Source organism: Lishizhenia sp., assembly GCF_057456495.1.
Window position 1 is genome coordinate 1 of record NZ_JBVCPV010000067.1, and the last position, 14,049, is coordinate 14,049.

The 14,049-nt window shown below is 37.2% G+C and carries 13 protein-coding genes; 3 read left to right on the forward strand and 10 right to left on the reverse strand.

The window, feature by feature from the left end; translation table 11 throughout:
• Positions 1-413 precede the first annotated feature (413 nt).
• The 5 genes from AC22ZQ_RS06620 to rlmH form a co-directional block, all read right to left on the reverse strand.
• Positions 414-1,067 carry a hypothetical protein gene (locus AC22ZQ_RS06620; RefSeq protein WP_318957996.1) on the reverse strand — a complete coding sequence of 218 codons (654 nt, stop codon included), beginning with the start codon at positions 1,065-1,067 and terminating at the stop codon, positions 414-416.
• Positions 1,067-3,181, reverse strand: coding sequence for a type IA DNA topoisomerase (locus AC22ZQ_RS06625; protein ID WP_318957997.1), 2,115 nt, complete (start codon positions 3,179-3,181; stop codon positions 1,067-1,069). Before AC22ZQ_RS06625 ends, AC22ZQ_RS06620 begins: the two co-directional genes overlap by 1 nt.
• Before the next feature lie 14 nt (positions 3,182-3,195).
• Positions 3,196-3,705 (reverse strand): dihydrofolate reductase, encoded by a 510-nt coding sequence (locus AC22ZQ_RS06630; RefSeq protein ID WP_318957998.1) that lies wholly within the window; start codon positions 3,703-3,705, stop codon positions 3,196-3,198.
• A gap of 10 nt (positions 3,706-3,715) precedes the next feature.
• A complete protein-coding gene (locus tag AC22ZQ_RS06635) occupies positions 3,716-4,510 on the reverse strand; it encodes a thymidylate synthase (RefSeq protein WP_318958006.1) in 795 nt (264 codons plus the stop codon).
• Between the two features lie 198 nt (positions 4,511-4,708).
• The gene (gene rlmH, locus AC22ZQ_RS06640) at positions 4,709-5,182 is read right to left on the reverse strand and encodes a 23S rRNA (pseudouridine(1915)-N(3))-methyltransferase RlmH (RefSeq protein ID WP_318957999.1); all 474 of its coding nucleotides are present in this window, start codon (positions 5,180-5,182) and stop codon (positions 4,709-4,711) included.
• A 105-nt stretch (positions 5,183-5,287) separates the two neighbouring features.
• On the opposite strand from rlmH, the gene AC22ZQ_RS06645 reads away from it, so the two are divergent.
• On the forward strand, positions 5,288-5,674 hold the full coding sequence (locus AC22ZQ_RS06645) for a DUF4783 domain-containing protein (protein WP_318958000.1): 387 nt from the start codon (positions 5,288-5,290) through the stop codon (positions 5,672-5,674).
• A gap of 346 nt (positions 5,675-6,020) precedes the next feature.
• Here AC22ZQ_RS06645 and rpmA read toward each other — a convergent pair whose 3' ends face one another.
• From rpmA to AC22ZQ_RS06660, 3 genes are all read right to left on the reverse strand, one after another.
• Entirely contained in the window at positions 6,021-6,290 is a 270-nt protein-coding gene (rpmA, locus tag AC22ZQ_RS06650) for a 50S ribosomal protein L27 (RefSeq protein WP_090252556.1), read from the reverse strand.
• A 42-nt stretch (positions 6,291-6,332) separates the two neighbouring features.
• Positions 6,333-6,644, reverse strand: a complete 312-nt coding sequence (rplU, locus tag AC22ZQ_RS06655) for a 50S ribosomal protein L21 (RefSeq protein ID WP_413468675.1) — start codon at positions 6,642-6,644, stop codon at positions 6,333-6,335.
• Between the two features lie 62 nt (positions 6,645-6,706).
• A complete protein-coding gene (locus AC22ZQ_RS06660) occupies positions 6,707-7,615 on the reverse strand; it encodes a DMT family transporter (RefSeq protein WP_318958001.1) in 909 nt (302 codons plus the stop codon).
• Positions 7,616-7,780: 165 nt separating this feature from the next.
• Here AC22ZQ_RS06660 and AC22ZQ_RS06665 point away from each other — a divergent pair, with 165 nt between their 5' ends.
• Positions 7,781-8,290, forward strand: coding sequence for a heavy-metal-associated domain-containing protein (locus AC22ZQ_RS06665; RefSeq protein WP_318958002.1), 510 nt, complete (start codon positions 7,781-7,783; stop codon positions 8,288-8,290).
• Between the two features lie 64 nt (positions 8,291-8,354).
• The gene (locus AC22ZQ_RS06670; protein WP_318958003.1) at positions 8,355-9,722 is read left to right on the forward strand and encodes an aldehyde dehydrogenase family protein; all 1,368 of its coding nucleotides are present in this window, start codon (positions 8,355-8,357) and stop codon (positions 9,720-9,722) included.
• Here AC22ZQ_RS06670 and AC22ZQ_RS06675 read toward each other — a convergent pair whose 3' ends face one another.
• Together AC22ZQ_RS06675 and AC22ZQ_RS06680 are read right to left on the reverse strand one after the other, a co-directional pair.
• Positions 9,723-12,896, reverse strand: a complete 3,174-nt coding sequence (locus AC22ZQ_RS06675) for a WG repeat-containing protein (RefSeq protein ID WP_318958004.1) — start codon at positions 12,894-12,896, stop codon at positions 9,723-9,725.
• The coding region (locus tag AC22ZQ_RS06680) for a hypothetical protein (protein WP_318958005.1) at positions 12,897-14,049 on the reverse strand (1,153 nt) is incomplete at its 5' end.

The window sequence follows — 14,049 nt, forward strand, 5'->3', positions numbered from 1 at the left end:
CCATCTTAACTGAAGCGATGTTCGATCTTCCATCGAAGAATGAATCTGAGTTTAAAGTAACGCTTGATTACGCGCAAAAACAATTTGCAAAATCTAAAATGGCCAAGCTCAAAGTAGCCTAAGCTAATTTTATAATCATATTGGAAGGACTGTCTGAAAAGATGGTCCTTTTTCTTTATACACCTATAGGTCTAGATTTCCAGAATCATCTTTTTTTGAATTTTAGTAGGCAAATGGCCGGGTCTTCCGCTAAAGTTTACGTGCACAAAGGTGTTTTTAAAGGCTTCTTCTTTTAGCTTCTTTAGTCGCTAAAAACACAGCTTAAAAACTACATTTCTGCCACGCAAAGCTATCACTCCACCCCCTGTTTGAAAACACTCCCTACTCGTGCTCTAACTCCAACTCACTCTAACTTACTCCACCAAGCCTTCAATCTCATCTTTTGCAACTACACCAAATCCCGAGTTTCTCCATTGCTTGTGCATCTCCCCATCTTTTACTAACACAAATGTAGGGTAGCTAGAGGTTATTCGACTATAAAATGAATAAGCCGATGTTGTATCCACGGTGTACATTCCCTCTGCAGCTTCTCGGTACAACTCTAAATCTGCAATATCATCAGACAACACAACTTGTCTTATAGCTAATTCTGGAGTCCTTTCTTTTAGCTGTTTCAAGGTACTTGTTGCTTCAAAACAGTACGGACAACCTGGAATGGATATCATCAATAACCCATTTTGAAAACCATCTATTGTTTTTTCTTTTTGCATTTCTACACCAGCACCGGAAATATCTCCGTCATAAATAGGATAGCTAATAAAATGGAAAACGGCCGCTGTAGTAGACAACAGAAAAAACAAAACGGGGAAAACAAATCGCTCTCCTTTTTTCTGAGTTCTGCGCATATCCGTTATATAGTAAATGGGTAAAATCCATAATAAAATATAAATCCACCACTTACTCAAAGTCCATGACCAATTAGAATCTAACAGATACGCGGAAATAGCCTCACTGTAAAACGCCAATAAAGCAACAGGAAGCAAAAGTATATACTTAAGAAATTTCATCAGTCTATGATTTCGATATTGAAGTCTGGAGTGAAGGCCAATTTACCATCAATTTTTTCTTCACTTCCCGGTTTTTGTAAACCTTTAATTTTTGTTGTCTTTCCTTTCTGAATCAAATCCACCACCTGTTTATTGGTCAACTTCTTATTTAAGAATTGGAATGGCAAAACAAATTTACACCCTGCCTTAAATTCAGCACAACCATAGGCTTTTTTACCCGTAAGTATGCTTCCCTTATTACACTTTGGGCATTTCAATTCTTCTATACTTACCTTTTTCTTTGGAGCAGCTTTTTTCTTAGACTTCTTCTTTTGTGCTGCCAACTCTTCATCTGTAAGTATGGTTATGGCCTGATCAGCTTTTCTAAACATTACCTCATTGGTAATCCCCACAACCATTTCAATCAACTCCTTTTTAAAGTCTTCAGAACTGTATTCTCCTTTCTCAATCAAACGCAATTTCTTCTCCCAGTCACCGGTAAGTTCAGGAGATTTTAAAGTTTCATTGTGTATGGTATTGATCAGGTCTATCCCTGTTTGCGTGGCTACAATATTCTTTCGCTGACGCGCAATGTATCTTCTTCTAAAAAGTGTTTCTATAATGTTGGCACGTGTAGATGGTCTACCTATACCATTGTCCTTCATCAGTTCTCGGGCCTCTTCATCGTCTACATTCTTACCTGCCGTTTCCATAGAACGCAGTAAGGTTGCTTCCGTATAGTACTTGGGCGGTGAGGTTTGCTTTTGATCAACCCTAGGTTCATGCGGACCACTTTCACCTTCCTCAAAAACTGGCATTAGGTTCTCATCATCCTTTTTCTTGGCTTTATCGCCAGCATAGACTACTCTCCAACCCGGTTTAAGAATCTGTTTACCCGTTGTTTTAAACTCCAGTTTTAACACTTCTCCCAACACTGTAGTGTTACTCACAATACAGTCAGGATAGAACACGCTAATAAAGCGTTTAGCTACCAAATCGTATATTTTTCCTTCTTCGGGCGACACACCACTTGGCACCACTCCAGTAGGAATAATAGCGTGGTGATCTGTTACTTTCTTATCGTTAAAAACATTCTTCGATTTTGGAATCGGTTTTTCCAATAAAGGCCCTGTTAGTTTTGAGTAATACTCCATTTTCTGCAGTATCCCCGGAACTTTAGGATGTATATCTTCAGAAAGGTAAGTTGTATCAACCCTTGGATAGGTTACAAACTTCTTTTCGTAAAGTCCTTGAATATATTTCAGCGTTAGATCTGCAGAATAACCAAACTTTTTGTTGGCTTCTACCTGCAGAGCTGTTAAGTCAAACAATTTGGGCGGAGATTCTTTTCCTTCCTTTTGTTCGAAACTTGTTATGGTAAATTCGGCTTCTTTAATCTTTTCTAAAGCATAATTGGCCTTTTCTACCTTTTGTATTTTACCCAAAACACTGTTGAACTCCGTATCTCTATATACTGTTCTTAATTCCCAGTAGTCTTGCGGTTTAAAATTTTGTATCTCTAGTGTGCGATCTACAATCATTGCCAAAGTTGGGGTTTGCACCCTACCAATAGACAACACTTGTTTTTGTTGACCGTATTTCAACGTGAACAAACGCGTAGAATTAATACCCAACAACCAATCTCCTATTGCTCGTGAAGAACCTGCAGCATACAGATTGTTGTAATCATTAGCGTCTTTTAACTTCTCAAAACCTTCTTTAATCGCCTCTTCGGTCAAAGAAGAAATCCACAAACGCTTTACGGGAACCTTACATTTTGCTAAATGCAATACCCAACGTTGTATCACCTCTCCCTCCTGGCCGGCATCACCACAGTTTATAACTTCATCACAATTTTGTACGAGTCTCGAGATTATGGAGAATTGTTTCTTTACTCCACTATCTTCCATCACTTTGATACCAAAACGAGATGGAACCATGGGTAAATCCATGATGTTCCACCAACGCCAACGCTCTACATAGTCGCGCGGTTCTTTTAGCGTACACAAATGCCCAAAGGTCCAGGTTACTTGATAACCATTTCCTTCGTAATAACCGTCATTACGCTTTTTAGCGCCTAAAATTTCGGCTATATCTTTTGCTACACTAGGTTTCTCCGCTATGCAAACTTTCATAGAGTACGTTAAGCTTAGGCTTTGGTATATTTTCTAACTACAAAATCGTAAATATCTTTCTCATCTTTTTGATGGGTCATGATTACTTCATCCTTCCATTGAGAATAATCTACTTCTGGAAAGAAAGCATGAGCATCAAAACTTTCAGCGATGTTGGTGATGTACATTTCATCTACCACATCTTTTTCTAAGGCCAACTTATAAATTTCAGCTCCACCTATAACAAAGAAAACCCTATCGTCATTCAATGCTTTGTAATGTGCAATAGCATCTTCCAAAGTATTAAAAACCGTTGCTCCTTCAAGTTCTAATCCTTTTGTACGGGTCAAAACAGCATTTTCTCTACCGGGTAAAGGACGATATTTTTCAGGTATTGAATCCCAGTTCTTTCTACCCATCAAAACTACTTGACCTTTGGTTGAATCTTTAAAAAACTGCATGTCTTTGGGAAGGTGCCAAATCAGATCATTGTCTTTTCCAATTTCTCTGTTTTCGCCCATCGCTACGATAAGTGCTATCTTCATAAATCAGGTATTATACTGCTACAGGAGCTTTAATGTGTGGATGTGGTTCGTAATTTAACAATTCAAAATCTTCGAATTTGAAAGAGAAAATGTCTTTCACATCAGGATTTATTTTCATTGTCGGTAAAGGCCTAAAGTCTCTTGACAATTGCAACTCCGTTTGCTCGAAGTGATTTGAATACAAGTGAGCATCACCAAAAGTGTGAATAAACTCTCCTGCTTCTAACCCACAAACTTGTGCTAACATCATTGTAAACAAGGCATAACTCGCAATATTAAAAGGTACTCCTAAAAATACATCTGCAGAACGTTGATACAACTGACAGCTCAATTTACCATCTGCTACATAAAATTGGAACAAACAATGACAAGGAGGTAAAGCCATGTTTTCAACATCAGCTACATTCCATGCACTTACCAATAAACGTCTAGAGTTAGGATTGTTTTTAATTTGATCGACCAATTGTGTGATTTGATCTATTGTCTCACCATTCTTTCCTGGCCAAGACCTCCATTGATGACCGTATACCGGACCTAAATCACCATTTTCATCCGCCCATTCATCCCAAATAGATACACCATTGTCTTTCAGGTATTTGATATTTGTATCACCTGAAATAAACCACAACAATTCATGAATAATAGAACGAAGGTGTAATTTCTTCGTAGTTACACATGGGAAACCTTCTGATAAATCAAATCTCATTTGGTAACCAAAAACTGAACGTGTTCCGGTTCCAGTTCTATCTCCTTTATCGGTTCCGTTTTCTAAAATATGCTGAAGTAAATCGTGATATTGCTGCATCTCTTTCTGTATTAAGCTATTGCCCATCCACCAAGAATTTGGGGATATAAATCGGCGTAAATCCGGTTTAAAAATAGTGAAAATAGCCGTTCAAATTTTGAGTGAATATGAACAGGAAAAGACAGTTTTCAACAATCCACGCTCTCTTTTTAAAAACGAAAAAGTACTAAAACCTTAATTGAAATATCATGATAGCTTCTATCTATGGTGATAAGGTTCATTCCTCAAGATAGTCATAGCCCTGTAGACCTGCTCCAAAAAGAACATGCGCACCATTTGGTGTGAAAAAGTCATTTTACTCAAGGAGATTTTACCATTTGCTTTGGCATACATATCTGATGAAAAACCATAAGGCCCACCTATTACAAAAACTAAACCGTGTCCACCTTGATTAAATTTCTGCTGCAAGAAATCTGCATATTGTTCTGAGCTAAAAGTTTTACCTCCTTCATCCAACAAGAAAATTGTTTCGCCCGGATTGATTTTGGAAAGGATCATCTCCCCTTCGGCCTGCTTAATCTGATCTTCTGTAAGTTTCTTTGCATTTTTTACATCCGGCAACTCAATGCGCTCAACAGGTAGATAATGTTTCAAACGTTTTAAATATTCGTTTTCTCCCTCTACTAAAAACGACTTTGAAGTTTTACCTACACAGATTAATTTTATTTTCATCGAACTTTGTATTTATTGAACAAAAGTAACATCTTTGAAAAACTTTACGACCTTATTACTATGGGCATAATTATTGCAATTCTGCAATAAAACGAGACGGAGAGAATGAAGTTATTACTTACTGTATTAACCACAATTATTTTAAGTGCAGGCATTACGGGAGATATCCCCTATGATGTTCTTGCGAAAAATTTTAGCTCTCAACAAGCCGGTGAAATCATAAAATTAGGGAAAGAAAAAATTGCCATAACCGTAAATGGAAAGACTGGAGTATATAGTCACCAACAAGGCGAACTCGTACTCAACAATTTCTTTAAGGCGCACCCTGCAAAATCATTCAAGTTTATTTTCAAGGGCAAGAAGCACGGCAACAGCTCTTATGCTATCGGCACCTATGTCTCAGATAAAAGCAGCTACAGAATCACCCTTCAATTCAAATTGAATTCACAGAAGACCTATCTCATTGAACGATTAACGATAGAGAAGGAATAGGAAGAGTTGAAGGAGTTTGACTCTTTTTTTTCTGATTCATACTTTGATTAGTCGCATGTTTGCCAATAAGTAAACTAAGCGCTACAAAAGGCTTTCTGAAAAAAAACCACCTTAATCTCCCTACTATTTTACCTAACAAATATCCAATCCATCGAAAAAGACCTACAAAATCCAAGTCTCATACATTAGAAACCTATCCACAACACCTACAAACAAAGAGATTATAGCTTTGGCAAACATGCGACTAATCAATAGTACCACAACATTCACCTACTCAAAATCCCAAGTACAAAAAAGTCCGTACACTAAAAGCATACGGACTTTAATATTTTCAACAAAGACTTGATTAAGCCTCAGCTCCTTCAAATGGAACTATAGATACGTAAGATCTATTGTTTTTCTTTTTTCTAAATTCAACTACACCGTCAACTAACGCGTATAATGTATGGTCTTTACCAATACCTACGTTGTTACCAGGGTGGTGCGCTGTTCCTCTTTGACGAACGATGATGTTACCAGCGATTGCTGCTTGTCCTCCAAAAATCTTAACTCCTAATCGTTTCGATTCTGATTCTCTACCGTTCTTCGAACTACCGACTCCTTTTTTATGTGCCATCTTTTTAAGTTTTTATTTCCGACCTGCGGAATTTATTTCTTACTAAGCTTTAATATCTGTAATAGTGATCGCAGTTAAATACTGACGATGACCATTTTTCTTTTTGTAACCTTTTCTTCTTTTCTTTTTGAAGACGATTACTTTATCTCCTTTCAAGTGCTCTTCAACTTTCGCTGAAACTTTTGCACCTTCTATAGCTGGGGCGCCAATGTTTACAGTTCCTTTGTCGTCTGTTAACAAAACTCTGTCAAACTCTACAGTTGAACCTTCTTCTGCTTGCAAACGGTGAACATAAACCTTTTGGTCTTTTTGCACCTTAAACTGCTGCCCTGCTATCTCTACAATTGCGTACATAGCTTAATTATTAAATTAATTTCAAAAATCGAGCTGCAAAGATAGGAATTTAAATTCAACCATCAAACTCTTTTTACAGCAATTTTATTGGCTATATAGACACCTGTTAAAATAACTGTCATAGCCAAGACTTGATAAATGGTAATTCTTTCTCCATCAAGCATACCAAACAACACCGCTACCATTGGAATAAAGTAAGTTACACTACTTGCAAACAAAGCTGTGGAGTTGGCTATCAATTGGTTAAAAATAATTACTGCCAAGGCTGTTCCAACCAAAGATAATATCGAAATATATCCTAATCCACTTAAAGCATGAGGGTTATTAATTATTGTATCTTGAACACCATAATACCACCCTAAAATCAAGGCTGGTAACAAAGTAAATAAGAATGCCATACTGGTAATGGCAAATGGCTTCATTCCCTGTAGATTGTTTTTAATTGTGTTTACCGAGGTAGCATAACACAAAGTCGCTAAAACGATAGCCATAATGTGCCACCAAGATCCGGAACTACTTAAATCGGCTCCCGCCATCATTAACCAAACAATCCCAATGGCTCCAATTACAACTCCAACCACTTGAAGTCGGTTTAAACGTTGTTGGAATACTATCATACCTATCAATAAGGTGAAAATTGGAGTAAAACTATTCAACATCCCTGCGTAACCTGATGAAAGTTCCGTTTCTGCATACGTAAACATAAATGCTGGAATAAAGTTCCCTAAAAACCCTACTATCATAATGCTTAGTACGGTTTTTAAATTCTTTATCTTCGATAAATGTTGAATTGCAAACGGACCTAAAGCAAGTCCTGCCAGAGCCATGCGAAGTGCTCCTACCTGTGTATTGGAAAAAATCTCATCACCGGATGCTTTGTCTATCATTCCTCTTTTCATAAGAATAAAGGATGAACCCCAAACGCAAGCCAGAAATAAAAGAGTTAACCAGTTTTTTGTTTCTTTTTGCATGGCGCAAAGATAGTCCAACTATCTAGATAGAAGAAAAGCTTTTCTATCACTTCTAGGATTGCTACAAAATATTCTCACATTTTAATTTTTCGAAATAGAAATCCCACAGAAACAAACTAGTTTAAATAACAAATCATTTGTATATTTGTTGAAAATAAAACAAAAATGAAACCCTTCACTATCATCGCTTTACTCGGAATATTCTCCTTAAGTGCTTGTAACGAAACAAGTCCTGAGGCCGAAACTTCCGTTAATTCTGAAGTAATTGAAGAGGAAAAAGTTCATGACCCATCTCTTGTAAATGCCAACGCCAGCATTGATGTTGAGGTAGAGGGTATGATGTGTGTAATGGGATGTGGTTCTGAAATTAGAAAACACCTTTATGCAACACAAGCGGTAAAAAGTGTAAGCTTCGACTTTTTAGAGGGCCGCAAAGCAAATACTGCCACGATACAATATGATGACAGTTCTATCTCTGCTAGTGATTTAATCTCTGCAATTGAAGATATAGAAAGCTCAGATTTCAAAGCAAAAGTTAAAGAAGAGGAAGAATCGCAGACGAACACTTCAGAAGATTTCGAAGGAGAGGAAGAGGAAAGCAGTATTTTAAAAGTAAAAACCAAAAATATCTCCCTCCCTAATCTTACGGAAATTTTGCACCATTTATTCTTCTAAACAACAGAGGGAATTTAATCAAACAATTCTTTCCTTTCTCCACTAATCTTTCTACATTCATCTCATGATTGAGGTGATAAATCCATACACGAAAGAAAAAATAAAAACACTCGCCCTGCACACAGACGCAGAGGTAGAACAAAAAATCTTACAAGCTCAAAAGGTAAAATCGGCATTGAAGGCTTTTACCCCCTTTGAACGTTCGCAAGCGCTCCATTTTATTGCTCAGGAAATCGAAAAGAGAAAAGATGCGTTTACCGAACTTATAATTCAAGAGGCAGGGAAACCTCGAATCTATGCCGCCGGAGAAGTTGAAAGAGCCATCCAAACCTTCACCATTGCAGCAGAGGAAGCTCTACGCCCACCCCAGGAATTAATGGAATTGGGGCGATCTCTTAAAACAGCTCGTAAAATTGGTGAAATTCGCTACTTTTCTTCTGGAGTTGTATTTGGAATCTCCCCCTTTAATTTCCCTTTAAACCTAGCAGTACACAAAGTAGCTCCTGCAATTGCTACGGGATCCCCAATACTCTTAAAACCATCTTCAAAAACTCCTTTAACGGCAGAACTTTTATTAGAAGTTATTAACGCGAGTAAACTGCCTAAACACAGTGTGCAATTGGTACATTGTTCTCGCGAAAAAGGAAATGAATTAGTGGCCGATGATCGCATTGCCGTGCTTTCATTTACAGGCTCTCCGGCGGTAGGTTGGAAAATGAAACAACAAGCTGGAAAGAAAAAAGTTGTGCTTGAATTAGGAGGAAATGCAGCAGCTATAGTTTGCAAAGATGCCGATATAGAACAAGCTGTGAACAAACTTTTAGTGGGAGCTTGGGCCTATGCAGGTCAGGTTTGTATCCACACGCAGCGCATATATGTGGCAGAAGAAATTCACGAGAAATTCTTGGAACATTTTAAAACAGAAACCCAAAAATTAATCATGGGAAATCCTGCTGATGACAAAACCAACTTTGCTTGCATGATAGATGACAGTAATACACAACGCGTATTATCTTGGATAGAAGAAGCAGAGAACAAAGGTGCTCAACTAGAATTTGGAGGAAAAGTGGAAGACAATATTCTTTTACCTACACTACTCTCTTCTACTGCGAAAGGTATGAAAGTAAGAGACGAAGAGGTTTTTGGTCCTGTTGTATGCATCGAATCCTTTCAAGAATTAAGTGCAGCAATTGAAGAAGTTAATGATAGTAAATGGGGACTTCAAGCTGCAATTTTTACAGATTCTATTTCAAATTTAAATCAAGCATTTAATGACCTCGAAGTTGGAGGAGTAATCCATAACGAAGCCACAACCTTTAGGGTAGATAACATGCCTTATGGAGGTATAAAAGAATCTGGTTTTGGTAGAGAGGGTGTGGCTTATGCCATGCACGATTACTTAGAAGCAAAAATCCTTGTTAAGAACAAATAATTATTTTTCGGGAAGGTAGATAACATCTCCATTGATATGCAGATAACCTACCTTTCCGTCTTTTACAACTTGTACTACCTCATCACTCACCTTGGTAATTAAATCGTATATCGGAGGTATAACTTCTACGCCCTGAGCATTCACCATACCTACTTTTGCACGCTCTAAAGTTTGGAAATACTTTCCGCCACAATTGCTCAACTCTCTGTACCCCGGAAAAGACTGTAGTTCTCCACTCTTGTCAATAAGCGTCCATCCCCCCTCTAGTTTCACCGCTGCGTAGCCATTCACAAAAGGCTTGGCCTCCTCAAACAAGTAATAGAACTGTTTCTTTAATTCGGTATCTATGTAAAAATAAGCTTGATCTTTTACAATCAACAAAAAGCCCAAAGAACAGAAGTTTCCTTCCACGTCATCACACAAAAAAGATAGGTCTTCAAATGGATTATAAACATTTACCTTATAATCTTGCTTTCTCACCCTCATCTTCAAAAACCCATTGCCCAAGTATTCACATGAGTAATTCTCCTCCATGATTACAATTTCATTCTCCTTACTGATCATTGCAATACATTCCCTCATCCCCCTTTGCATAAGCAAACGGACTCCATCCTTTTCCTCTTCAATGTAATCAAACGCCTCTACAACTTCAATCAATTCATCACCCTTAAAAATTTGAACACTGTCCATTTCCCACAGAAAAATCAAACCGCCACTAAGCGCTATACGACCTGCTTTGAATTTTGACTTTTTCTTCGATGCATGACTCTCGTAGTAAACAGATCTCTCTCCCTTCGTCACTATAAAACCATCTCCAGCTTGATCCAATTTCACCTTTTTATGTAAAGGATAACTTTCCAGGAGTTCAAAATCCTTAGAATATAACATTTGCTCCATCCCCGTTTCAATTAAAAAATAACGAGCATTACGCTGTACTTCTCTTACATTAAAGGGGGTTAAAGTATCACCATCTATATGTATCACCGCCATTTTACTCCCTTTCTTGGTTAAGTAATAACTTTCACTTAGCCAAGATTCTGGCTCTGGCATTTCAATGGCTAGCTCTTCACCATTACTCGTGTATAGGTACATGCGTCTTCTCTTACGGAAATAATATTCATCGTAAGGTGTAAACTTCAAATACTTGGTTCCTTCATACAACACCTTCCCTTGCTGATTGATCAAAATTTTATTTCTACCACTATTCATCAATAAATAGTTAGGATTAAACTTACTCGGTGTAAAATTGACATAGGGCAGTTGAGTAAGCTTTGCATCGTAAACTACACTTTCTTTTAAAAATTGATAGACTTTAAACATGGTATCTCCAAACTCCTTCATGCGCGAAATATTAGAATATTCCAAAGGCGTTATAATAGAGTCTTTCTGAATGATTCCGTAATTGCCGTTACGCGCAACAATAGCTTTTCCCTTTGTAAACGGTTGAGCATATGTAAAGGGGTCTGAAAAAACAGCATCACCTTGGGCATTGTAGAAATTGAAGTTTTTCTTCACCTCAACATGGTTTCTGCGTTCCATAAACGCAACATCTTTGATCAAGTCACTTAATCGATCTGTAAAACCATAACCACAGGTATAGTACCTCCAGAATCTACTATCACCATTAAAGGCATTCAATAAAACACCTTCAGGATCCGTCATTTTCACCCCTAACCTATATGGAGCATCTGATTGTAATATGGAAAAATAATCCTGACCATTATCGCTTTTGATAATGCTATAGTTCTCAGGTGTATTGATACGTAAAAACTGTTCCTTCTTATCCCTATAAATCCGTGTAGTGTTGGCATTAAAAACGAACCCTTTATAATCTTCATGATTAATAATGATACTGACTCTTTTATTTTTAGAATAAGAAAAAGGCAAACTATCGTAAGCTCGTGGTTGTGCAAACTGCGGAGCTACCAAAATCGAATCTTGTTGTTTCACTCCCCATTTCACACTATGTATATATACACTATCTGTAGCGGTAATTAAGGATGAATCTAGCGGTTTAAAAACTGTATCACTAAACCACAAAGGTGGAATTTCTAGTTGTGGTTTAAAACTAATATCCATTTCACGTTGATTGGAACCATAACCGTAAACCCTTACTACATTTTCAAACGTTTTAGAACCTATTATTTTATTATCCTGCACATAATATTGCGTCATCCCCTTACCTGAGTACGCCTTAATGAGTGGTAGATTAATTTTAAATTCCTCAAAGGATTTCCCAAGTAAATCTTTTCCATATTTCGTATACAAACGCACCCTACCCTGCAAAAAAGTCTGAAATAATTCATGCTCTTCTAAATAAGTTACACCTTCATAACGAGTGGTCAAAACAGGTCTATATAAACTATCTACAACTCCGTAAAAAGCTTTATTTCTAATTAAGATAAAACCACCTCTCATCGGGAAAAATCCATCCCCCTCTAATTCGCTTATCGTTCTCACCCCATCAGTAATGTTCATCTTTCCATCCTTTACCAGGACATAATTACTTTTATGAAAAGATATATCATCCACCAACTGCCATATACTATCATTTGTATGTTTTACATAGGTAACACTATCTTCAAACCTCAAGATTTCTAGATCAAAAACTTCGGATGTATTATAATCCATCTCCTTTTGTAAAAATCTATTGAGATAGGCGTCAAAGTATAGGTTATAGCCCTTATCCCCGAAGGCAAAAACGATGAAGTTCGGCAACACTTTTTTTACGGTTGGTACTACAGATAGCTCTTTATACAAAAGCGTTTGGGTATTGAACAGAAGAGTTTGGTTCTTACTTCTAAATACAAACCAATTCTCTCCAATTACAGAAGACTGCTCTATACCTGCAAATAGTATTTGTTGATTAGACAGTTGATATAAAGATTCTTCTCCCTGTTTAAACAAGCGAACTACATCCTTACCAAGGATTTCAATCTTATCATAAATCGGTGGAAGTAATTCTTGGTTTTTAAGGTTTACCAAAGCGCATAAATCTCCCTCTCCTTTCGCTACGGCCATGCCATATTTAAATACAGACAATCCTCGATATTGCGGAGCCACAACAATTTCGCCTTTGGCATTAATCACTCCCCATCTTCCATTTTTCAAAATTGGAAATTGACCGAATGCCAAACCACTAAGTAACAATATGGATAAAAAAATCAATCTCATTTAAATGTAATCTTGCATGATTTTCTCCAAGTCTCTATTGCTTTTAAACTTACCTTTTAATGATGTAAACGCAGGTAATTCACTGATTTCACCCTTTCTAAAAGCAGCTAAATCCTTAGCTCCGATAATACTTACATCCCCATATTTTGAAATTGCCATTAACAGCATTTTCGAATCTAAATACAGCGGCAAACTCGTTTTATTCGAAGCTTGTCTTTCGAATACTGCATTGCGATCGTAAACCAATAATTTCACACGATAGTCTTGTGGAGCATATTGAGGAAAGGCCAAAGTAGATACGCTCGCAAAATACTCCGGTACTTTTATAATTTTATCCCAATTGTAAGTTCCAAATCTATTGATACTCGCACCTCTAAAGGTTTTACTCTTGGTTTTATACGCATACAAAAGATTCGTATTCACACCTTCTTCTGCCTCCATTTCCGAAAGAAATACTGGGGCTACCTTCACTTTCTTATATTTAGGATGGTTGGTGTGAATATAATAATCCCCTGCTTCTTCCTCCACATATTTTGGTCGAATCAATTCCGCTTCTAAGGGATTAATTTCATCCAACACCTTCCAAGCGATAACGAGTTGATTGTTCAAACTCTCTATATGACTATACTCCATTTCTAATCCAACATCCAACACTAGATTGTCTTCCTTGGGTTGCGCTTTTGAGCTATCACTTTTTAGGTATTCCCAATTTTCGGTCTCTTCATTTAAAGCATAGAAATTATAGCATTTCGTATCTTGATAGTTGGCCAAATCCACCTCTATTTCTGCTCCCTCTTTAATGTTTAGTTCATTATTATTTTGAGTTGCACCAATTGTAAACATACCTGCAGACTGAAAGTCATAACTCACTCCTGCGCTATCATATTTCATCGGCAAACCAGATACTAAAATATCTACTAAAGAATGGTACTCTTTAAAACTCAATTGAACCTCTCCTTTGATTACTTCTCCTTGCTCATTCACGAGACTATTTGGAGAGATGCGGATTCGACCACCGTTTTCAAGCGTAATTTCTGCACCATTTTCATTAAGAAAATCAAAGCTTTCAGCGGGAATATCTTTAATTTCAAATTCTGAATAACTGAGTGGTCCTGCAGGTTCAACTGCGGTTTCTGTAGCTTGTTCTTGTGTC